Here is a 22,152-nt window from a genome sequence, read left to right on the forward strand (position 1 = left end):
ACGACTTGAAGAAATGCTATCACCGTGATGGACCCTCGCCACCTCTACAACGTCGGCTACCGGCTGACCCGCATGCCCTGGGAGATCGGGCCGCGCGCGGAGCTGGTCGAACTGGTGCGCTCGGGGCGGCTGCCGCCCGGCAGGGCCGTGGACCTGGGCTGCGGCACGGGCGCCAACGCGATCTTCCTGGCCCGGCACGGCTTCGAGGTCACCGGCGTCGACTTCGCCACCGCCGCCCTGGCCAAGGCGCGCAGGGCCGCGGCGCGGGCCGGAGTGAGCGTGCGCTTCGTCGAGGACGACCTGACCGGGCTCCGGCACGACCACGGTGACTTCGACGTCCTGGTCGACTACGGGACGCTCGACGACCTGTCACCCGCCCGCCGCGACCAGTACGTGGCCAACGTGCTGCCGCTGGCCCGGCCGGGCGCGCGCTTTCTCCTGTGGTGCTTCGAATGGCCGCCCCGGCGCTGGGAACGGCTGCGGCCGATGGCGCCGGGCGAGGTGCGCGAGCGCTTCGGCGGCCACTTCGCCGTCGAACGCCTCACCCGCACGACCGCGACCGACCTGCGGCGCCTCGTCCCCGGCCACGCCGCCTACCTCATGACCCGGCACAACGAGGTGACCCTGCCATGACCGCACAGATCGCCGCCGCCTGGGCGCTGATCGGGCTCGTCACCACGATCGTCCTGGCCCTCGCCGCCGGCCGCATCGGGCGCGAGCGGGCCGCAGCCTGGCTGGTCGTGCTCGGCCTGGTCCTGCTCGCGGTCGAGGAGCCGCTGCTCACCCTGTTCTGGTCCGTCATCGGCCCCCGCGCCGACCGGGACGGCATGGCCACGCTGGTCACCGAGCTGGCCAGGGCCCACGTCCTGGACAGCGCGGCCCTGGCCGCCGGGCTGCTCGTCCTGCTCGGGTGGATCGCCATGACCGCCTTCCGGCGGGGCGAACGCTGGGCCGCGGGCGTCCTGGCCGTGGCATGGGCCGTGGTCGCCGCCACCGTGCTCACGACGACGCTGGCCGTACACGGGAGGGGGCTGCCCATCGGGCCGGGCAGCGGGTTCGGCTGGGAGCAGCTGGGCGCCGGGCTGCTCGCCTGGGCGACCGGCCTGTGGCTCGTGCGCGGGCGGGCGGCAGGAGCCCGCCCACGCACGACCGGTCAGGGCCCGTCGTAGCCGGCCGGCTGCGGTGACGGCGGATTGTTGTCGATCATGGTGGAGATCTCGTTGTAGACCTCGCTGATCCGGCTCCCCCGGTTCGGGCAGCCGCCCTGGCGGTGCAGGGCGAGCACCTTGTGGCTGGAGGCGGCCAGCACCGGTGAGCCCGAGTTGCCGCCCGAGGTGTCACAGCGGTAGCCGGTGAACACGCCCGAGGACACCACGTCGATCTTGCACGTGGCGCCGCCCTGCGTGTCCTCGAACAACGACAGCCGCTTCGGGCGCGCGTCGCCGTGGCCGGGGATGTAGATCCGCTCACCGGCGACCGGCAGGCGCGGGTCCAGGTAGAGCGTGCCGAACTGCTGGATGGCCGCGAAGTTGTTGACGGTGAAGAGCGAATAGTCCAGGGCGGTGTTCGGGCTGGACTTGAGGAACTGCGCGCCGGTCACCTTGACGCCCACGCGCGGGTCGTCGCCGCCGCAGGTGGCGCACTGGTAGTCGAACTGGAACTCGCTGGAGGCCAGGGCCGCGGCGTTCAGCAGGCAGTGGTTGTTGGTCAGCATGCGGTTGGTGTTGCCGACCCGCCAGGCGGTGCAGTGGCCGGTGCCGTTGAGGAGGTGGCGGGCGACCGCGTTGCTCCTGGCGTACTCGGTGGGGTGGCTGTCGCGGTAGCACACGACATCGCGCCGGGCGTCGGTGCCGCAGACGGAGAAGGCGGCCGGGGTGCGTGCGGCGAGTTCGTCCCGGGTGAAGCCGCGGTAGTAGCGGTCGATGCGGATGCCGTACCCCAGACCGGCCAGGCGGGCGGCGTCGCGTGGGCCGGCGGTGTGCAGGGTGACGACCGCGGTGTCGCCGTCGATGGACAGGGCGGCGAAGCCGGGCCCGCCGTGCTTGGTGTATCCGGAGCCGCCGGCGAGGTCGGCGTAGTAGGTGTGAACCTCGCGGCGGGCGGGGTCGGCGACTGTCACGTAGTCGCCGGGCACGAGTTTGAAGGCGGCGAAATGGACCTTGACGTAGCTGGAGCCCGGCCGGTGAATCGTCGTGGACACGGCCGGGCCGTACCGGAGCTTGAGGTTGGTCTCCTGCTGCTCTCCGGCGGGTGCGACGGGGTCGGACACCTGTTGACGTGCGGCTGCCGCCGCGGGGGTGAGGGGCGTGGTGAAGACCGCGACCAGGGCCACGATCGGTAACCAATGCCTGAATCCCATGCCGATGGCACCTTCTGCCTGGGGGACAACGGTGGGCGGAGGCTAACCCGGCGATGGCTCCGTACCGGTATCCGTGAGCGATACTGAACCTTGATCGGCTTGGGGCTCGTGCGTGGGCGGGCGGCAGGAGCCCGCCCACGCACGTCCGGTCAGGGCGCGTCGTAGCCGAGGGTGTAGGCTCCGCCGCCCTGGTAGGCGTGGACCCGGTAGCGGTAGCGGCCGGCGGTGCCGGTGTAGGTCAGGTTCTCGTCGGGGCCCGCGCTGGTGCTCTGGGCGACGTTCGCCCAGCTCGAGCCGTTCCACTTCTGCAGGTAGAGGTCGTAGTCGGTGCTGTTGGGCCCGTCCAGGCAGGCGCGGTGGGGGCCGGTCACGGTGGTCTCGAAGTACTGGCCGTCGGGCTGGTACTGGCTGGCGCCGCTGGTCAGCGTGCCGGACTTGTTCGTTTCGTATCCGGGGCAGCCGGTCGGGGGTGCGCCGCCGATGATCAGGGTGAAGATCGCTTCCTGGCTGGACGAGGTCCCGGTTCCGGCGACCCTGATCGGGTAGGTGCCCCGGGCCGCCTGAGCCGTGGTCACGATCGTCATCGACGAGGAGGCGCCCGCCTGGACGGTCGCCGGGGCGAAGGTCACGGTGACACCGCTCGGCGCGCCGGACGCCGTGAGCGTGACCTGCTGCGTGCTGCCGCCGGTCACGACCGTGGACACGGTCGACGTGGTCGCCGCGCCGGGGTCGATCGTGGCCGTGGTCGGCGACAGGGACATCGCGAACTCGTTGCCGCCGGTCGGCGGCACGTTGTCGATCATGGTCGAGATCTCGTTGTAGACCTCGGTGATCCGGGTGCCCCAGTTCGGGCAGCCGCCCAGGTGGTGCAGGGCGATCACCTTGTGGCTGGAGGCGGCCAGCACCGGTGAGCCCGAGTTGCCGCCCGAGGTGTCGCAGCGGTAGCCGGTGTTGACGCCCGAGGAGACCACGTCGATCTTGCACGTGGCGCCGCCCTGTGTCTCCTCGAACAACGACAGCCGCTTGGGCCGCGTGTCGCCGTGGCCGGGGATGTAGATCCGCTCACCGGCGACCGGCGGGCGCGGGTCCAGGTACAGGGTGCCGAACTGGCGGATGGTCTCGAAGTTGTTGACGCTGAACAGCGCGTAGTCCAGGGCGTTGAGGGGGCTGGACTTGAGGAACTGCGCGCCGCTCACCTTCACGCCCGCCCGCGGGTCGTTGCCCCCGCAGGTGGCGCACTGGTAGTCGAACTGGAACTCGCTGGAGGCCAGGTCGGCGGCGCTTTCCATGCAGTGGAAGTTGGTCAGCATGCGGTTGGTGTTGCCGACCCGCCAAGCCGTGCAGTAGCCGGTGCCGTCCAGGATCTGGCGGGCGACCGCGTTGCTCCTGGCGTACTCGGTGGGGTGGCTGTCGCGGTAACACACGACATCGCGCCGGGCGTCGGTGCCGCAGACGGAGAAGGCGGCCGGGGTGCGCGCGGCGCTCTCGTCCTGAGTGAAGCCGCGGAAATAGCGGTCGATGCGGATGCCGTATCCCAGACCGGCCAGGCGGGCGGCATCGCGCGGGCCGGCGGTGTGCAGGGTGACGACCGCGGTGTCGCCGTCGATGGACAGCGCGGCGAAACCACTGTCGCCGTGCTTGGTGTACCCCGAGCCGCGGGCCAGGTCCGCGTAGTAGGTGTGAACCTCACGGCGGGCGGGGTCGGCGACCGTGACGTAGTCGCCGGGCACGAGTTTGAAGGCGGCGAAATGGACCTTGACGTAGCTGGAGCCCGGCCGGTGGATCGTCGTGGACGCGGCCGGGCCGTACCGGAGCTTGAGGTTGGTCTCCTGCTGCTCTCCGGCGGGTGCGACGGGGTCGGACACCTGCTGGTGTACGGCTGCCGCCGCGGGGGTGGGTGGGGTGGTGAGGGGCGTGGTGAAGACCGCGACCAGGGCCACGATCGGTAACCAGTACCTGCTGCGCATGCCGATGGCACCTCCGCCTGGGGGGACGACGGTTGCCAGAGGCTAACCCCGCGGTGGCTCCGTACCGGTATCCGTCAGCGATACTGAACCGCGAACTGCTTGTCGGCTTCCTCCTGGATCCGGTCCTTGTCGGTGATGGCGAGCGCGTCGGGGACGGCGTCGGGCAGGTCGTCCTCCAGCCGGCGCACCGGCCGGTAGCGCAGGGCGGCCAGCCCGATGAGCACGGTCACCGCGCCCGCCACGATCATGAGCAGTGCGATGCCCCGCCCCTGCGCGGCCCCGGCGATGGGGTTGAACACGGTGTCGACCAGTGGCCCGGCCAGCAGGAATCCGACCGGGACCAGCGCCCAGCTGAGCATGAGGTTGGTCGCGATGACCCGGCCCTGGAGGTCGAGCCCGACCTTCTGCTGGACGATGGCGAACCAGTGCGCGTTCAGCAGCGCGGTGAGCAGGCCGACCAGGAACAACCCGATCGCGGGCAGCGCCGGGTGCGGCGCCAGGCCGATGACGGCGAAGGCGCCGCCCAGGGCGATGAAGCTGGCGAGGATGCCGTGGGTACGGCGGGGCAGGCCGCCGGTCAGCGTCATGACGAGGCTGCCCACGAGGAGCCCGACGCCGGTCATCGCCAGGGCCACGCCGAGGCCGCCGGTGCCGGTGAGGCTGAGCAGCAGCGGCGTGGCCAGGACCTCGACGATGGCGAAGGGCAGGTTCAGGAACGCGGTGAACAGGATGATCGCCAGCAGCCCGCGCCTTCGGGCGATGTACCGCCAGCCGCCGGTCACCTCCCGCCAGAACGGCTCCTCCCGCTTCTTGAACAACGTGCGGGGGAAGCGGACGGCGAGGGTGACCGTGACGGCGAAGGCGAACGTGGTCAGGTCGATCACGACGATGCCGCGCAGCCCGATCGCGGCCACGAGCGCCCCGCCGAGCAGCGGCGCGAGCACGGTTCCCGCCGCCTGGCCGAGCTGGGCCAGGCCGTTGGCCCGGCCGTAGTAGCGCTTGGGCACGAGCTGGGCGACGGCCGCCATGTAGGCGGGCTGGTGGAAGGCGGTGGAGATCGCCCCGATCGCGACGATGACGTAGATGTGCCAGAGCTGCAGGGTGCCCGTCCACAGCAGACCGGCCAGCGCCGCCGAGGCGACGCCCGCCGCCGAGTCCGCGGCGATCATGACGCGTCGCCGGTCGAAGCGGTCGGCCACCGCTCCGGCGACGGGCGCGAGCACGACGGCGGGCAGCAGCGCCATGACCGAGACGACCGCGAACAACGCGATCGACCGCGTCTGCTGGTACACCCACAGGCCCAGGCCGAACGTCGTCAGTCCGGTGCCGATCAGGGAGACGAGCTGCCCGACGGCCACCAGGAAGAACGTCTTCAGGCTGGCCTGCTGGTAGCGGGGCGGCGGCGGGGCTCCGGACGAGCCGTGGCCGAGGATCCCGGCCAGCTCGGGTGCCTGGTGCTTCTGGAAGTAGTGCCCGGCCTCGGGGATGACCTCCAGCGAGACCTCGCCGGAGAACGCCTCCCACTCGCGGTAGCGCTCCTGGTACAGCTCGGTGGCCCGGTCGTTCTCGCCGACCACGCAGACCAGGGGCGCCGCGAGCTTCGGGATGGGTTCCCGGTAGAGGTCGGTGTAGTAGTCCTCGCCCTCCTGGGTGTCGTGGAGGAAGACGCCCATGAGGAAGTCGCGCTCGCGCCTGTCCAGGTCCTCGGTGAAGAAGCCCATGGCCCGCAGGAACTCCAGCGCCTGGCGTTTGGAGGTCCACCGTTCCATCGGGAAGACCTTGCGGAACCAGGCGAAGGCGCGGCCCGGCAGGCGCGGCGCGGGGAAGTGGCCGCCGATGACCACCTTCTCCAACTCGACGCCCTCTTCCTCCAGCCTGCGCGCGAGCTGGACGGTGAGCGCGCCGCCCATGCAGTGGCCGTAGAGGGCCAGCGGCCCCTCGACCCGCTCCTTGATCTCCTTGACGCAGCCTTCGACGAGCTCGTGGAAGGGCAGCACGGGCTCGCCGGGGTGGCCGGTGTCGTGGCCGGGCGGCTCCAGGGCGAGCATGGTGACGTGCTCGGGCAGCGCGGCGGCCAGCGGCTGGTAGGTGATCGCGCCGCCGCCCGCGAACGGCACGCAGACCAGGGTGAGCGTGGCCGCCGGGCGCGGCGGGGTCAGTTCATGCAAAAGGCCGATATTTCGGGATGGCCCGTCGAGCGCGGCGAACTGCCGGATCGTCGGATTCTTGAACAGGTCCAGCACGGTCGCCGCGACCCCCGAGTCCCGTACGGCCCGCACCGCCTTGAACGAGTCCCCGCCCAGCGCGAAGAAGTCGTCGTCGATCCCGATCCCCGAGACGCCGAGAATCGCCGACCAGAGCTCGGCCAGCCGCGCCTCGGCCGGAGTCCGCGGGGCCACGCCGGTCGACGGGCTCTGCCCCACCGGCTCGGGCAGCGCCTTCCTGTCCACCTTGCCGTTGGGCGTGAGCGGCAGCGCCTCCAGGTGCGTGAACGACGACGGCACCATGTAGTCCGGCAGCTTGCGCCGCAGGTACTCCCGCCAGTCGTGCTCGCCGTCGGCCACCAGGTAGGCGGCGATGCTCTTGTCCGCGTCCGCGCCCCGCACCACGACGGCCGCCGCGCGCACCGCGGGATGGCCGAGCAGGAGCGACTCGATCTCCCCCAGCTCGATGCGGTACCCGCGGACCTTCACCTGACCGTCGGCCCGCCCGAGGAACTCGATCTCCCCGGCCGCGTTGCGCCGCGCCAGGTCACCGGTGCGGTACAGCCGGCGCTCGCGCCAGGTGACGAACCGCTCCGCGGTCAGCTCCGGCTGCCCGAGGTAGTCGCGGGCCAGCCCGGCGCCGCCGATGTACAGCTCGCCGACCACCCCGGAGGGGACCGGCTGCAGGGCCGCGTCCAGCAGGTGGATGCCGGTGTTGGCGATCGGGTGCCCGATCGTGACGGGGCCGCCGGCCACCCGGCTGAGCGTGGACCAGATCGTGGTCTCGGTCGGGCCGTACATGTTCCACAGCTCGCCCACCCGGCCGCGCAGGTCCTCGGCCAGGTCCGCGGGCAGCGCCTCGCCGCCGCAGAGCGCCTTCAGCCCCGGCTGCCCCTGCCAGCCCGAGGTCAGCAGGAGCCGCCAGGTCGCCGGGGTGGCCTGCATGACCGTGGCCCCGGCCAGCAGGGCGGCCAGCCGTACCGGATCGTAGGCGGCGTCGCGACCGGCGATGACCACGCGGCCGCCTACGGTCAGCGGCAGGAACAACTCCAGCACCGAGATGTCGAAGGCGAACGTGGTGACGGCCAGGAGCGTGTCGTCGCCGGTCAGGCCGGGTTCGCGGGCCATCGAGGCGAGGAAGTTGACCACCGAGGAGTGCTGGACGCGCACGCCCTTCGGCTTGCCGGTGGAGCCGGAGGTGTACAGGACGTAGCAGGCGTTGTCCCGGCCCGCCTCCGAAGGCAGGCGCTCCGGGTTCCCGTCCAGGCCGGAGTCGGCCAGGATGAGCTCGCCCTGGTAGCCGGTGTAGCGGTCGGCCAGCTCGCGCTCGGTGACCAGGACGCCGATGCCGGAGTGGGCGAGAATGTAGTCTTGGCGGTCCTGCGGGTACATCGGGTCGAGCGGCACGTACGCGCCCCCGGACTTCAGCACGGCGAGCAGGCCGACCAGCATCGTGGCCGACCGCTCCAGCGCCACGCCGACCAGCGTCTCGGGGCCCGTCCCCGCGGCCCGCAGCCGCCGCGCCAGCCGGTTGGCCCGCTCGTCCAGCTCGCGGTAGGTCAGCGAGACGTCCTCGAAGGTGACGGCCACGGCGTCGGGCGTCCGGTCGGCCTGCGCCTCCACCAGCTCGTGGACGCACCCGCCGGGCACCTCGGCGGCCTCCCCTTCCCAGGCGAGCTCCTCCCCGCCGAGGAAGGCCAGGCCGGACAGCGGGGTCTCGGGTGCTGCGGCGATGGCCGACAGCAGGCTCTCGTAGTGCCGCAGCAGCCGCCGGGCGGTCCCGTCGTCGTAGAGCGCGGTGTTGTACTCCAGCTTGCACAGCAGCTCGTCGCCCTGCTCGTAGACGTAGAGCACCAGGTCCACCTGCGCGCTGCCCACCGCCACGTCCAGCTCGGCGACGGCCAGCCCGTCCATGCCCAGGTCGTTCTCCGGCAGGTTGAGCAGGTTGAACAACACCTGGAACAGCGGGTTGCGCGACAGGTCCCTGGGCGGGTTGAGCTCCTCCACCAGCCGCTCGAAGGGCACGTCCTGGTGCGCGTAGGCGCCGAGCGCGTACGCCCGCACCTGCGCCAGCAGGTCCGTGTACGGCAGGCCGCCGTCCATCGTGGCCCGCATGACCAGGGTGTTGATGAAGCACCCCGCGATGCCTTCGAGCTCGGGCCGGGTGCGCCCGGCCACCGGTGAGCCGATGGTGATGTCCTGCTGGCCGCTGTAGCGGTGGAGCAGCGTGTGCAGCGCGGCCAGCAGGGTCATGTAGAGCGTCGCCCCGCGCTCCTGGCTGAGCTTGCGCAGGTCCTTGGCCAGTTCGGCGGGGAGCGCGTGGGTGGCGACGGCGCCGGCGAAGGTCTGCGTCGGCGGCCGTGGCCGGTCGGCGGGCAGGTCCAGGCTGTGCGGGGCGCCGCGCAGCCGCTCGGTCCAGAAGCCGAGGTCGGCGCTCTGGGCGCGCTGCCAGCGCGCGTAGTCCCGGTAGCGGACCTCCTGCGCGGGCAGGGTGCGCCCGTTGTACAGCGCGGCCAGTTCGCCGCGCAGCAGGGTGATCGACCAGCCGTCCACGACGATGTGGTGGAAGGCCAGCGACAGCACGTGGTGGTCCGGCGCCAGCCGCAGCAGCCGGGCCCGGAACAGCGGCCCGTTCTCCAGGTCGAACGGTTCCGCCGCCGCCCGGCTCAGCGCCCGGCCGGCGTCGTCGCAGTCCTCGATCGGCAGGTCCGGATCGGCCGCGGGCAGCACCACCTGGACCGGCTCGCCGTCCGGGGCGCGGAAGACCGTGCGCAGCGACTCGTGCCGCCGCACCAGCTCGCGCAGGGCGTCGTGCAACCGCGCCACGTCCAGCGGGCCCCGCAGGTCCAGCGCGGTGGCCACGGCGTAGGCGGCCGAGCCGTGCACCTGGTCGATGAACCACATGCGCCGCTGGATGAACGAGACCGGCGCGGGCCCCTCGTCCTCGACGACCGGGATCGTCGCCCGTGGCACGGACGCCACGAGCGCCCGCTGGCCGCCCAGCGTGGGCTGCTCGAAGATCGCCTCGATCGGCAGGCCGAGGCGGGAGGCGAGCTGGGTGGCCACGAGCGAGTCGCCGCCCAGGTCGAAGAAGTCGTCCCGGGGACTGGTGGGCGTGCGGCCGAGCACGTCGCGCCAGGCGGCGGCGACCACGTCCGGCTCCCCGACGACCGGTGGCGTCTCGGGGGTCGTCCTCGAACGCCGGCCGACCCAGTACCGCTGCCGCTCGAACGGGTATCCGGGCAACGAGGCGAGCCGCCCGCGCGGCCCGAAGGCCGCCCAGTCGACCTCGGCGCCGCCGGCCCACACCCGCCCGATGCCCTCGAGCAGCTCGGCCTCGCCGTCCTCCGGCCGGGCGAGCGGCGTGACCGCGTCGCCGCCCCGCCGCCGCACCAGCGTGGCCAGCGTACGGCCCGGCCCCGCCTCCACCACCACCGCTCCGGCCTCCACCAGCACCCGGGCGCAGTCGGCGAACCGCACGGTCTCCCGCAGGTGCCGCACCCAGTACCCCGGATCGCGGGTCTCGGCGGCGCTCACCCAGTCGCCGGTGACGTTGGAGAGGTACGGCAGGCCGGGCGCCCCCAGCCGGACCGAGGCGACCTCGGCGGCGAAGGCGTCCAGCACCGGATCCAGCATGGCCGAGTGGAAGGCGTGGGAGGTGCGCAGCAGGCGCCCGGTCACGCCCCGCGCGGCCAGCCGCTCGGCCACCTCGGTGATCGCCCGCTCCGGCCCGGCCAGCACGCAGGCGTCCGGGGTGTTGACCGCGGCCAGCGAGACCTCCGGCCCGAGCAGGTCGCCCACCTCGGACTCGGGCAGCGGGACGGCCAGCATCGAACCGCCGGGCAGGCTCTGCACCAGGCGGCCGCGGGCGGCGACCAGGCGCAGGGCGTCCTCCAGGCCGAGCACCCCCGACAGGCACGCGGCCACGTATTCGCCGATGCTGTGCCCGGCCATCATCGCCGGGCGGACCCCGCGCTCGATCAGCGTGCGCGCGAGCGCGTACTCGGTGACGAAGAGGGCGGGCTGGGTGAGCCGGGTCTGGTCGAGGTCGGCGGCGCCGCCGTACAGGATGTCGCGCAGGTCGAGGCCGAGGTCCAGGGCGGCGGCGCAGGTGTCCACGACGTCGCGGAAGACGCTGTCGGCCCGGTAGAGCGCGGCCCCCATCTGCGGGCGTTGCGCGCCCTGGCCGGGGAAGACGAAGGCGATCTCCCGTGGCCGCGCCTGCGCGGTGAAGAAGTCCCGGTTCATCGTGGCGTCGGCGACCAGGACGCCGCGGTGGCGAAGCTGGCGGCGGCCGTGCCGGAGCGTGGCGGCGACCTCGCCGAGGTCGAGGTCCGGGTGCGCGCTCACGTGCGCGCGCAGCCGGTCGGCCGACTCCGCGAGCGCCTGTTCGCTGGCCGCCGACAGCAGGAGCAGGTGCGGGCCCGGGCGCGGCGGGACCGGCGGCCGCGGCGGCGCCTCCTCCAGGACGACGTGGGCGTTGGTGCCGCCCATGCCGAACGCGCTGACCCCGGCCCGGCGCGGCTGCGGCCCCGTGGGCCAGTCCGCGTGGGCGGTGGGCACGTAGAAGGGGCCGAAGTCGATGCGCGGGCTGGGCGTGGCGAAGTTGACCGAGGGCGGCAGCGTGCGGTGCTTGAGCGCCATCACGGTCTTGATCAGCCCGGCCATCCCGGCGGCGGCGTCGGCGTGCCCGATGTTGGACTTCACCGAGCCGAGCGCGATGGGCCGTTCGCCGGTGAAGACCTGGGACAGCGCCGCGACCTCGATGGGGTCGCCGAGCGCGGTGCCGGTGCCGTGCGCCTCGACGTAGCCGACGGTGCCGGGCTCGACGCCCGCGGCGGCCAGCGCCGCGGTGATGACCTCGGCCTGGCCGTCCACCGCCGGCGCCGCATAGCCGACCTTCCTGGTGCCGTCGTTGTTGACCGCCGAGCCGCGGATCACGGCGTGGATGATGTCGCCCGCGGCGAGGGCGTCCTCCAGCCGCTTGAGCACGACGACGCCCACGCCGCCGGCGCCGATCGTGCCGCGGGCGGCGGCGTCGAAGGGCCGGCAGTGGCCGTCGGGCGAGCCGATGCCGCCGCTCTGGTACAGGTAGCCGCGGCGGGTCCAGGCGTTGACCCGCACCGCTCCGGCCAGCGCGAGGTCGCACTCGCCCGCGAGCAGGCTCTGCCTGGCCACGTGGAGGGCGACCAGCGAGGTGGAGCAGGCGGTGTTGACGCTGACGCTGGGTCCGCGCAGGTCGAGCTTGTAGGAGGTCCTGGTGGGCAGCGAGTCCTTGTCGTTGCTCAGCATGACCTGGTACTCGCCCACCGCCCTGAGCACGTCGGGGGCGGTCAGCAGGTTCTCGATGTAGTAGGTGCTCATCGCCGAGCCCGCGAAGACGCCGATCGGGCCGGCGTGGCGGGCCGGGTCGCATCCGGCGTCCTCCAGCGCCCGCCAGGCGGTCTCCAGGAACAGCCGCTGCTGCGGGTCGAGGATCTCGGCCTCGCGCGGCGTGAACTCGAACAACGTGGCGTCGAACAGGTCGATGCCGTCCAGCACCGTGCCCGACCTGACGTAGGCGGGGTCGGCCAGCCGGGCGGGGTCCTCGCCGTCGGCGAGCAGTTCCTCGTCGGTGAAGTCCTGGACCGCCTCCACGCCGTCGCGGATCGCCGCCCACAACTCCTCCGGCCCGTCGGCGCCGGGGAAACGGCAGGCCATGCCGACGATCGCCAGCGCGCCGCCCGTGACGGACGTCTCCGGCTTCCCGGCGCCTTCGCTCGCGGAGCCGCTCAAGAAGCCGGTCAGGGAGGCGACGGTCGGATAGCGGAACAGGTCGGTGACGCTCACCTCGAAGCGCCCACGCAGCCGCTCGTGCACCTGCAGCACCAGCAGCGAGTGGCCGCCCACCTCGAAGAAGTTGTCGTCGGGCCCGAACGCCCCGGTGCCCAGCGCCGCCTGCCAGGCCCGGGTGACGAGCCGGGCGATCTCGTGGCGCGGCATCGCCTCCTCGCCCATCGCCGTGGCCAGTTCCCGGCGCAGGTCGGCGATCAGCGCCCGGATCGTGCCCGCGCGGAACAGGTCCGTGTTGTACTCCACGAGACCGTCCAGGCTCTCCCCGACCGCCACGGTCAGGTCGAACTTGGACGTGGTCTCCGGGATCTCCACCGGCGTCACGGTCAGCCCGGCCAGCTCCAGCTCCGCCGCGGCCGCGGGCAGCATGTTGAACATCGTCTGGAACACCGGGCTGCGATCCACCCGCCGCTCCGGATTGAGCTCCTCGACGAGGCGCTCGAACGGCAGCGCCTGGTGGTCGTGGGCGTCGAGCACGGCCTCCTTGACCCGCTCGACCACCTCGGGGAACGACGGCTCCCCCGCCAGGTCGACGCGGATGGCCAGGGTGTTGGTGAAGAACCCGATGAGCCCCTCGTACTCCACCTCGCCCCGGTTGGCGATCGGCGTCCCCACGACCAGGTCCGTCTGCCCGGAGCGCCGCGCGAGCACCACCAGGTAGGCCGCGAACACCACCATGTACGGCGTGGCCCCCAGGCTCCTGCAGTAGGCGGCGAACTCCGCGCGGGGCAGCCCGAGCGAGAAGGGCACTTCGGCCCCCGCGTACGTCTGCACCGCCGGCCTGGGCAGATCCGCCGGGATCTCGGTGTACGGCGGCGCCCCGGCCAGCCGGTCACGCCAGTACGCGAGCTCCCTGCCGTGGTCGCCGCCCCGCTGCCAGATCGCGTAGTCGGGATATTGCCGGGGCAGCGGCTGGAGTTCGCCGCCGTTGTACAGCGTGCTCAGCTCCCGGCGCAGCACGTCCAGCGACCAGGCGTCGGCCACGATGTGGTGCAGCGTGAGGTGCAGCACGTGCCGCTCCGGGCCCTCGCGCAGCAGGTGCGCGCGGATGAGCGGCCCGGCGGTCAGGTCCATCGGCGTGGTGTCCGGGGCGTCCGCCAGCTCGATCGTGACCGTGCCCGCCACGACCTGGCGGGGGCCGTCCTCGTCCGCGGCGAACGTGGTGCGCAGGCTCTCGTGCCTGGCCACCAGGGCGTTCAGGGCACGTTCCAGCGCCAGGCGGTCGAGCGGGCCGTCGATGCGGAAGGCGAGCGGGATCAGGTAGTGGGCGGCGCCGGGCGCCATCCGGTCGAGGTACCAGGAGCGGAGCTGGCCGAAGGACAGGGGCAGCCGGTCGGGCCGTGGCGACGCGGCCGGAGCCTTCTTCTTCCTCAACGCTTCCAGGAGCTGCCGCTGGTGTGCCGACAGGCTCATTGCTCACCTTCCAGGGACCGCAGCAGCGCCTCGGCCTCGTCGTCCGAATAGGCGGCGACCATGAGATACAGCTCGGCCGCCGCCTCCACGTCGGGGGTGGCGAGTTCGGCGGCGAGTTCGGCGACGGTGGGATGGGCGAAGATCGTCCGCAACGGCACCCTGACCTCCAGCGCCGCGCGCAGCCGGGAGGCGATCTGGTTGGCGTTGAGCGAGTGGCCGCCCAGGTCGAAGAGGTTGTCGTGGCGGCCGATCCGCCCGCCGAGCACCTCCTGCCAGACGGCGGCGACGGCCTGCTCCAGCGGGGTGGCCGGGGCGGCGGCGACGGCGCGGGCGCTCTGGCCGGGCTCCGGCAGGGCGTGCCGGTCCACCTTGCCCGACGGGTTCACCGGCAGCGTCTCCAGCGCGACGAAGACCGCGGGCACCATGTACTCGGGCAGCCGCTCGGCCAGGTAGCCGCGTAGCGCGGAGGTGTCGGCGGCGACCACGTAGGCCACCAGCCTGCCCTCCCTGGCCATGACGAACGCGTCACGCACGGCCGGGTGCCCGGCCAGCACCGCGGCGATCTCGCCGGGCTCGACCCGGTATCCGCGGATCTTGACCTGGTCGTCGGCCCGGCCCAGGAACTCGATCTCCCCGGCGTTGTTGCGCCGGGCCAGGTCGCCGGTGCGGTAGAGCCGTCGTCCCCGCCAGGTGACGAACCGCTCCGCCGTCAGCTCGGGCTGGCCGTAGTACCCCCTGGCCAGGCAGGCGCCGCCGAGGTGCAGGTCGCCCGGCACCCCGTCGGGGACCTCGTGACCGGCGCGGTTCAGGATCGGCGTCTGCACGCCGGTGACCGGGCGGCCGATGGGTGGCAGCCGGGGCCAGTCCTCTGGCGGGCCGGTCAGCGTGTGGGCGATGTCGATGATGGCGCCCTCGGTCGGGCCGTACTGGTTGTGCAGCGTCATCCACGGCCGGATGAAGCGCTCTATCTGCGGCGTGACCTGGAGCTGCTCACCGGCGGTGATCACCTCGCGGAGCGTGGGCGGCGGCTCGATCCCGGCGCCGGCCAGCGACTGCAGCGCCACGAAGGGCAGGAAGATGCGCTCCACCCGGTGCGCGGCGATGTGCTCGAGCAGGGCGGCGGGGTCGCGGCGCACCTCCTCACCGACCATGACCAGGGTCCCGCCGTACGCCCAGGTGCTGAAGATCTCCTGCACGGAGACGTCGAAGCCGAGCGCGGTGAACTGCAGGCTCCGGTACACGCCGTGGTGCCAGGCCATGAGGTTGGCGACCGGGCGGTGCGTCATCGCCACGCCCTTGGGCCGGCCGGTCGAGCCCGAGGTGAACAGGATGTAGGCGAGGTTGTCCGGCGTGACGGCGCTGCCGGGACGGTGCTCCGGCCGGCCGTCGAGGTCGGTGTCGACGTGGACCGGCCGCTCGTGCGGCAGGCTGCCGGCCAGCGCGCGGTGCGTCACCAGGACCGGGGTCTCGACCCGGCCGAGCACCTGGGTGAGGCGGGCCTGCGGGTAGGAGGGGTCGAGCGGCACGTACGCGCCGCCGGACTTCAGGATGCCGAGGATCGCGACGGGCAGGTCGAGCGAGCGCCGCACGTGCAGGGCGACCGGCACCTCCGCGCCCACGCCGAGCCCGCGCAGCAGGTGGGCCAGTTGGTTGGCGCGCCGATCCAGCTCGGCGTAGGTGAGGGCGACGCCCTCGAACTCGACGGCGACCGCGTCGGGCGTCCGGTCGGCCTGCTGCTCGAAGAGCTGGTGCAGGCATCGGTCGGGCCCGTGCCCGGGCGGCTCGTGCTCGAAGGCCAGCAGCGCGGACAGGGGCACGCCCGGGTGGGCCGCCACCTGCTCCAGGACTCGCACGTAGTGCCGCAGCAGCCGCTCGGCGGTGGCCCGCTCGAACAGGTCGGTGTCGAACTCCAGGCTCATCTCCTGCTCTTCGGCGTAGAGCACCAGGTCGGCCTTGGCGCCGCCGTTCTCCACCTCTTCGAGCATGCGGAAGGCGACCCCGCCGCCGAGCCGTACGGCCGGGACGTCCTGCATCGCGAAGATCACCTCGAACGGCGCCCGCCCGTCCGGGCAGACCTCGCGCACGATCTCCTCCAGCGGCACGTCCTGCGGCGTGGCCCGCACCGCTGCCCGCACCCGTTCCAGCAGTTCCTCGAACGACGGCTGCCCGCCCAGGTCGGTCCTGATCGGCAGCGTCTCCAGGAAGAACCCGATCTGGGATTCGGCCCCCGGCGCCTCCCTGCCGGAGAACGGCACGCCGGTGACGATGTCGTCCTGGCCGGTGTAGCGGTGCAGCAGCGCCTGGAAGGCGGCGAACAACACCGTGAACCGGGTGGCCCGCGCCTTCAGGGCCAGCGCCTCCAGCTCGCCGAGCAGCCCCTCGGGCAGCGTGACCCGCGTGCGGGCGCCCCGCCGGTGCGGCCCCGCCGACCCCGGCCCGTCCACGGGCAACGCCAGCCGCTCGGACGGCGCCGCCAGCGCCGTCCTCCAGTACGGCAGGCCGTCCGGCCCCGCGTCACGCCGGTACGGCACGGCCGGCGCGGGCAGGCTCTCCCCCGCGTAGATCCGGGCCAGCTCGTCCATGAAGACGCCGATCGACAGGCCGTCGAAGGCGATGTGGTGCACGTTGACCAGCAGCCGGTGCCGGTCGTCGGCCAGCCGGAGCAGCAGCGCGCGCAGCACGGGGCCGTTCTTGAGGTCGAACGGGTCTCGGGCGGCGTGCAGCGCCAGCGCCCTGGCGCCTTCCGGGGTGGCGTCCATGATCTTGAGGCGGACCGGCTCGGCCCCTTCGCCCGGGACGACCACGGGGACCGGCTCGCCGTCGAACTCGTCGTAGCGGGTGCGCAGGGCCGGGTGCCGGCGCACGATCTCGTTGATCGCCCGTTCCAGGCGTCCGTGGTCGAGCGGGCCGTCGAGGGCGAACAGGATGGGGATGTTGTAGTGCCGGGCGGGCGCCACCTGGTCGATGAACCAGAGCCGGCGGCGCGCGGGCGTGAGCCCTTCCACGACCGGGACCGGCGGCGCGGCCGCGGGGAGGGCGTCGATCACACGGGCCAGCTCGGCGACCGTGGGGTGTGCGAAGAGCATCGTGGCCCGGACTGGTTTGCCCAGGATCGTGCGGGCGCGGGCGGCGATGCGGGTGGCCTGGAGCGATTGGCCGCCGAGGGCCAGGAAGTCGGCGTCGGCGCCGACGGGCCCGCAGGCGAGGACGTCCTGCCAGATCTCGGCGAGCCGCTCCTCGGTGCCGGGGAGGACGAGTGTGGCGCCGGTGGTGAGATGCGCCCAGATCTCCGCGATTGGGCCGCGTTGTGGCTGCTGGATCAGGTCGAGCAGCTCGCCGTGGGTGACGAGCAGGGCCGTGTTGCCCCCCGCCGAGCCCGTGGAGTGGATGACGCAGGCGAGATCGCCTGGCTCGACGTGGGGCGGGGGTAACGCGCCCGCCGGGACGAGGGTGTCGATGACCGGGATGCCGCCGGGCACGAGCGCTCTCCATCGCGGCTCGGTGACCACGACCGCGGCCTCCGCCAGGGCGGCGTGGATCCGCTCGGCGGGAGCGCCCGGGTCGATGGGCGAGAAGGCGAGACCGGCCTTCATCGCGCCCAGCTGACCGGCGACCTGCAGGATGGAACGTTCCGCCAGAACGGCGACCTGATGAGCTGGGGTCATACCATTCAGGTGATAGGCGACGCCGTTCGCGAGGCGGTCTAATTCCCGATAGGTGAGGTGTTCTGGACCTGCCGAAATGGCAACGGCTTCGGGGGCCGCGGTTAACTGTTCCCCGTAAAGGTGCAGAACAGATGCCAAGTTTGCTGCATCTGACGTCATTGTCACGCCTGCCGATTGTTGAGTTTTTGTACGTTTTGGTGCGCGGCCCGGATCAGAATGACTTGGCCGCCAGATCGATGTCAACCCTGTATGGATCGCGTATCGAGGGGAGCATCCCGGGAGCGCGGCGCGTTGAACCGGTGACAGCGGAATCGCAGACCCAAAAGGAGAGGCGATGTCCAGCATCACCGAGCGCTACGACGTGCCGGAACAGCATTTCTGGCTGCACGGCCCCCACTCCGGGCCACCGGTCGAATTCGACACCGCGATGGGGATGTGGAATGTCTACGGCTATCCAGAAGCCCATGACGTGTTCTCCGACACCACGACGTTCTCGTCCAACACCATGCGGGTGATCCCCAAGGACCTGATGCCTGGGGAGGAGTTCTCGCTGGAGGGTTTCCTCACCCAGCTCGACCCGCCCCAGCACGGCAAACTCCGCAAACTTGTCACCAGCGCATTCACCCGCAGGGTCGTCGCCGACCTGGAGCCGAGAATCGCCGCCCTCACGAACGAGCTCATCGACACCGCCCACGACCGCGGCCGGATGGAACTCGTGACCGATCTGGCCTATCCGCTTCCGGTCATCGTCATCGCCGAACTGCTCGGTGTGCCCAGCAGCGATCGCGCGTTGTTCAAGCAGTGGGCCGACGCGCTGTTCAAGCGGGATGCGAAGATCTCGCTGGCCAAGCCCGCCGCGGAGCAGGAAGTCGACATGAAGGCCACGCTGAAGCCGTGGATGGAGATGAGCGACTACCTCGCCGCCCACGCCGCCGAACGCCGGCGGCAGCCGCGCGCGGACCTGCTCACCCGGCTGGTCGAGGCCGAGGTGGACGGCGACCACCTGCCCGACGACCAGGTCGTCAACTTCGCGATCATCCTGCTGCTGGCCGGGCACATCACCACCACCATGCTGCTCGGCAACACCGTCCTGTGCCTGGACGCCTTCCCCGAGCAGCAGGACAAGGTCCGTGCCGACCGCTCCTCGATCCCAGCCGTCATCGAGGAGTCGCTGCGCTACCTCACCCCCTTCGCCGCCATCGGCCGCTCCACCACCCGCGAGACCGAGCTGGGCGGCGTGACGATCCCGGCCGATCAGCTGCTCATGCTCTGGCTCGGGGCGGCCAACCGGGACCCGAGGGAGTTCGCCGACCCGTTCACCTTCGACCCGGGCCGTGACCCCAACCCGCACCTGGGCTTCGGCCGCGGCATCCACTTCTGCCTGGGCGCCCCCTTGGCCCGGCTGGAAGGCCGGGTGGCGCTGAACATCCTGCTCGACCGCTACGACCGGTTGCAGACCGACCCGGACGACCCGGTGCAGCTCCTGCCGACGCCCACGATGACCGGAGTGCTCCGCCTTCCGCTGCTCTGACATCGGAGAGCCTTTCAGAGGGACTGGGCGAAGCGGAACACGCCGGTGGGATCGTAGGCGTTCTTCACCTGCCGGAGCCGCGCCAGGTTGCCGCCGTAGTACGCCTGAGCCCATCCCTCCAGGTCGGCGTCGGGATAGTTGGGGTAGACGCCCGACGCCCAGGGAGACAGCCGAGCCCAGGAGCGGTTCAGCCACGCGTGCGCGTCCTTCCTGCGCGCGTCCGTGGCCCGGAAACCCACCTGGACCGACTGCTTCAGCAGGAACCGCGGGCCGCGGTGGGCGAAGGCCGTGGCGTCGGGCGCGACCCGGCCGATCGCGCCCGCCCACGGCACGAACTCCAGGTCCCGGATCTCCCCGTACACCCGGTCGGCGGCCAGGCGCTCCAGCAGGTCCTCGATGGCCTGCCGGGGCAGGTGGCCGGGGAAGAATCCGGACTTGTTCAGGCGCAGGCCGGGCCGCTCGCCCAGGGGCAGATCGGTGACGGCGCCGCCGGAGTCGTCGGCGTAGGCGTGGTGGCAGGCGGCCGCGGCGCCCTCCAGGCGGGTGAGCCGGACCTCGTCCAGGGACGGGAGCTCGCCGAGCAGCTTCGCCGCCCGCTCCTCCGGCCCGGCGACGACGCCGAACAACACGGCGTAGGGCTCTTCGCCGGGTTCGTCGCCGGAGATCACGGCGATCTCCAGGTTGACCTCGTCCGGCGCCTCCGGGGCCCAGTGCTGCCAGGCGTCGACGAGGGCGGCGGCCGCGCCGTACGCGCAGGTCGCCTGGACGGTGGTGATCGGCACGACGGGGCGGGTGCGCAGCGTCAGCTCCGTGACCACGCCGAAGTTGCCCGCGCCGGCGCCGCGCAGCGCCCACAGCAGGTCGTCGGGCGCGTTCACGGTCCGGCCGTCGGCCAGGATGACGCGGGCGGCCAGGACGTGGTCGGCGCCGAGCCCGTGCAGGCGGCTGAAGACGCCGTAGCCGCCGCCGAGCACCGCGCCGATCACCCCGACCGTGGGGCACCAGCCGCTGGGCACCATCCGGCCGTGCCCGGCCAGGCGCCGGGCCAGCTCGCCGACCTGGACGCCGGGGCCCACCCGCACGGTGTCCGGGCCGATCTCGATCCGCTTCATCGCGCCGAGATCGACGACGAGCCCGGTCGTCGTGGAGTGCTCGGCGAAGCTGTGGCCGCCGCCCCGCAGCACGAACGGCAGGCCGCGCGCCCTGGCCAGCTCCAAGGCGGCCAGGATGTCCGGCTCGGTGGCACAACAGGCGACGGCGGCCGGCAGCTCCTCAGTGAGCGTGCCCAGGAACGCCTTGCGCCTGGCCTGGTAGCCCGGCTCGCCGGGGTGGATCACCTTCATCGCTTCACCGTGCCGGTCTGGAGGGCATACAGCTCGGCGTAGCGTCCCCGCAGCGCGAGCAGCTCCTCATGGGTGCCCTCCTCGGCGATGGCGCCCCGGTGCAGCAGGTAGATGCGGTCGGCGTGCCGTACGCTCGTCAGCCGGTGCGTGATCAGCAGGACCGTGCGCTCGCCCGCGATCTTGCGGAGGGTCTCGTAGACCGCGTACTCGGCCTTGGCGTCCAGCGGCGCGGTCGGCTCGTCCCAGATCAGCAGCGGCCCGTCGCGGAACAGCCCGCGCGCCACGGCCAGGCGCTGCCACTGCCCCGCCGACAGCTCGTGCCCGCCCCTGAACTGCTTGGACAGCAGCGTCTGCCATCCGGCGGGCAGCCCGGCCACCACGTCGTCGGCGGCGGCCAGCGCGGCGGCCTCGCGCAGCGCGTGGTCCCCGGGGTCCTGGCGGTCGTGGCGGCCCATGCGGACGTTCGTCCTGGCGTCGTGCGGCCAGCGGACCGGCTGCTGCGGCACCAGGACCACCCGGTCGGCCAGCGTGTCCTGGTCCAGCTCCGCGGTGTCGAGGCCGTCCCACCGCACGATGCCGCGGGTGGGCCGGTAGAGACCGGCCAGGAGCCTGGCCAGCGTGGTCTTGCCGGAGCCGTTCTCGCCGACCAGCGCGATCGTCTGGCCCGCGTGGATGGTCAGGTTGATCTCGCGCAGCGCCGGGTGCCTGCTGCCCGGATAGGTGAAGCCGACGCCGTGCAGGGTGACGCGCTCGGGCGAGCGCGGCGCCGCCGTACCGCCTTCGGGCCGTTTCCTCGCCTCGGCGTCGGCGAGGAAGTCGTGGTAGTCGGCCACGTACAGGAACTGCTCGAGGAGCTGGTTGGCGGCCTGGGCGAGCTGCCTGAGCGCCGTGGCGGCTACCCTGACGGCGATCACCGCGGTGCCCGCCGCGGCCAGCGCGATCCAGCCGTTGTGCAGCATCAGCCCGAGTACGGCCAGCACCCCGGCCATGGCCAGGCCGCCCGCCGCCCTGCCCATGGTCCTGACCCGCGCCATGGCCAGCCCGACCCGGGTCTCTTGCGCCTTCAGGACGTCGGCCACCTGCCGGTATTCCGACAGCACGTACGGCTGAGCCTGGCAGGCCCGCAGCTCGGCGGCCGGTTCGCGCTCGGTGACCAGGTCGGCCAGCATGTCCACCCGGCGGTTCAGCGTGACCGTCTCCCGCATGCCCGCATAACCGCGGCGCGCGGCCTTCAGCACCGCCCACGCCTCCGGGAGCACGCTGATCGCGAGCAACGGCAGCAGCAGCGGGTGCAGGACGGCCAGCCCGACGGCGGCCGCGGTCACCCCGCAGGCGGCGCCGATCAGGTCGATGGTGTTGGCGACCGCGCGGTCCAGGTGGAACAGCCCGCGGTCGCGGGCCCGGTGCAGGCCGTCGTAGAAGTCCACGTCGTCGAAGTCGGCCAGCTGCACACCGAGGGCCGCGGCGAACAGCCGTTCCTCGGCCGCCCGGCGCAGCGCCGGCTCCAGCCGCGCCCTGGCCAGCTCGACCGCGGCGTCGGCGGCCCCGCGCAGCGCCACGATCACGCCGACCAGCACCAGGCTGGGCAGCGCCGCCATCAAGCGCTCGGGCGCCGCCCCGGCGGCCAGCAGGTCGTCCAGCACGGCCGCGGTCGCCAGCAGGCCGCTGGCCGTCGCGACGCCCGCGCCCAGTTGGAGGATCAGGATGACCAGCGCCGGTCGCCGGCCCGACTCCCAGATGAGGCGCAGCACCGGGAGGGTGAGCGTGGGCAGGCGCCGGAGCGCGCGGGCGGACGGGCGGTCCAGGTGCCAGTAGGGGGTCTCGAGCTCGTCCTCCAC

General features: G+C 72.7%; 9 protein-coding genes. 3 read left to right on the plus strand and 6 right to left on the minus strand.

Features of this window, described 5'->3' with window-relative positions; genetic code table 11:
- Positions 1–27: 27 nt before the first annotated feature.
- Both FVE25_RS35165 and FVE25_RS35170 read left to right on the plus strand, forming a co-directional pair.
- Positions 28–633, plus strand: a complete 606-nt coding sequence (locus tag FVE25_RS35165) for a class I SAM-dependent methyltransferase (protein ID WP_219825768.1) — start codon at positions 28–30, stop codon at positions 631–633.
- Positions 630–1,169: a hypothetical protein gene (locus FVE25_RS35170; RefSeq protein WP_157251536.1), complete on the plus strand. Its 540-nt coding sequence runs from the start codon at positions 630–632 to the stop codon at positions 1,167–1,169. Before FVE25_RS35165 ends, FVE25_RS35170 begins: the two co-directional genes overlap by 4 nt.
- On the opposite strand, the gene FVE25_RS35175 is transcribed toward FVE25_RS35170, so the two are convergent.
- The 4 genes from FVE25_RS35175 to FVE25_RS35190 all read right to left on the minus strand — a co-directional run bounded on the left by FVE25_RS35175 (position 1,154) and on the right by FVE25_RS35190 (position 17,785).
- A complete protein-coding gene (locus FVE25_RS35175) occupies positions 1,154–2,359 on the minus strand; it encodes a trypsin-like serine peptidase (RefSeq protein WP_157251538.1) in 1,206 nt (401 codons plus the stop codon). The two genes, FVE25_RS35170 and FVE25_RS35175, sit on opposite strands and share 16 nt — an antisense overlap.
- A 149-nt stretch (positions 2,360–2,508) precedes the next feature.
- Positions 2,509–4,326 carry a S1 family peptidase gene (locus FVE25_RS35180; RefSeq protein WP_219825769.1) on the minus strand — a complete coding sequence of 606 codons (1,818 nt, stop codon included), beginning with the start codon at positions 4,324–4,326 and terminating at the stop codon, positions 2,509–2,511.
- A 74-nt stretch (positions 4,327–4,400) separates the two neighbouring features.
- The gene (locus FVE25_RS35185) at positions 4,401–13,775 is read right to left on the minus strand and encodes a non-ribosomal peptide synthetase/type I polyketide synthase (protein WP_157251540.1); all 9,375 of its coding nucleotides are present in this window, start codon (positions 13,773–13,775) and stop codon (positions 4,401–4,403) included.
- Positions 13,772–17,785 (minus strand): non-ribosomal peptide synthetase, encoded by a 4,014-nt coding sequence (locus FVE25_RS35190; protein WP_157251542.1) that lies wholly within the window; start codon positions 17,783–17,785, stop codon positions 13,772–13,774. Before FVE25_RS35190 ends, FVE25_RS35185 begins: the two co-directional genes overlap by 4 nt.
- Here FVE25_RS35190 and FVE25_RS35195 point away from each other — a divergent pair.
- Positions 17,775–18,971: a cytochrome P450 gene (locus FVE25_RS35195; protein WP_157251544.1), complete on the plus strand. Its 1,197-nt coding sequence runs from the start codon at positions 17,775–17,777 to the stop codon at positions 18,969–18,971. The genes FVE25_RS35190 and FVE25_RS35195 overlap by 11 nt on opposite strands.
- Positions 18,972–18,985: 14 nt before the next feature.
- Here FVE25_RS35195 and FVE25_RS35200 read toward each other — a convergent pair whose 3' ends face one another.
- Together FVE25_RS35200 and FVE25_RS35205 are read right to left on the minus strand one after the other, a co-directional pair.
- Positions 18,986–20,314: an FAD-binding oxidoreductase gene (locus tag FVE25_RS35200; RefSeq protein WP_157251546.1), complete on the minus strand. Its 1,329-nt coding sequence runs from the start codon at positions 20,312–20,314 to the stop codon at positions 18,986–18,988.
- The gene (locus FVE25_RS35205; protein WP_157251548.1) at positions 20,311–22,152 is read right to left on the minus strand and encodes an ABC transporter ATP-binding protein; all 1,842 of its coding nucleotides are present in this window, start codon (positions 22,150–22,152) and stop codon (positions 20,311–20,313) included. The genes FVE25_RS35200 and FVE25_RS35205 overlap by 4 nt, the downstream gene beginning before the upstream one ends.

It is taken from the genome of Nonomuraea typhae (assembly GCF_009760925.1).
GTDB classification, from domain to species: domain Bacteria; phylum Actinomycetota; class Actinomycetes; order Streptosporangiales; family Streptosporangiaceae; genus Nonomuraea; species Nonomuraea typhae.

Excerpts from the sequence above, each read along its gene's own strand:
- FVE25_RS35185 (WP_157251540.1), bottom strand. The coding sequence starts at position 13,775 with ATGAGCCTGTCGGCACACCAGCGGCAGCTCCTGGAAGCGTTGAGGAAG.
- FVE25_RS35190 (WP_157251542.1), bottom strand. The coding sequence starts at position 17,785 with ATGCTGGACATCGCCTCTCCTTTTGGGTCTGCGATTCCGCTGTCACCG.
- FVE25_RS35200 (WP_157251546.1), bottom strand. The coding sequence starts at position 20,314 with ATGAAGGTGATCCACCCCGGCGAGCCGGGCTACCAGGCCAGGCGCAAG.
- FVE25_RS35175 (WP_157251538.1), bottom strand. The coding sequence starts at position 2,359 with ATGGGATTCAGGCATTGGTTACCGATCGTGGCCCTGGTCGCGGTCTTC.
- FVE25_RS35180 (WP_219825769.1), bottom strand. The coding sequence starts at position 4,326 with ATGCGCAGCAGGTACTGGTTACCGATCGTGGCCCTGGTCGCGGTCTTC.
- FVE25_RS35195 (WP_157251544.1), top strand. The coding sequence starts at position 17,775 with ATGTCCAGCATCACCGAGCGCTACGACGTGCCGGAACAGCATTTCTGG.
- FVE25_RS35165 (WP_219825768.1), top strand. The coding sequence starts at position 28 with ATGGACCCTCGCCACCTCTACAACGTCGGCTACCGGCTGACCCGCATG.
- FVE25_RS35170 (WP_157251536.1), top strand. The coding sequence starts at position 630 with ATGACCGCACAGATCGCCGCCGCCTGGGCGCTGATCGGGCTCGTCACC.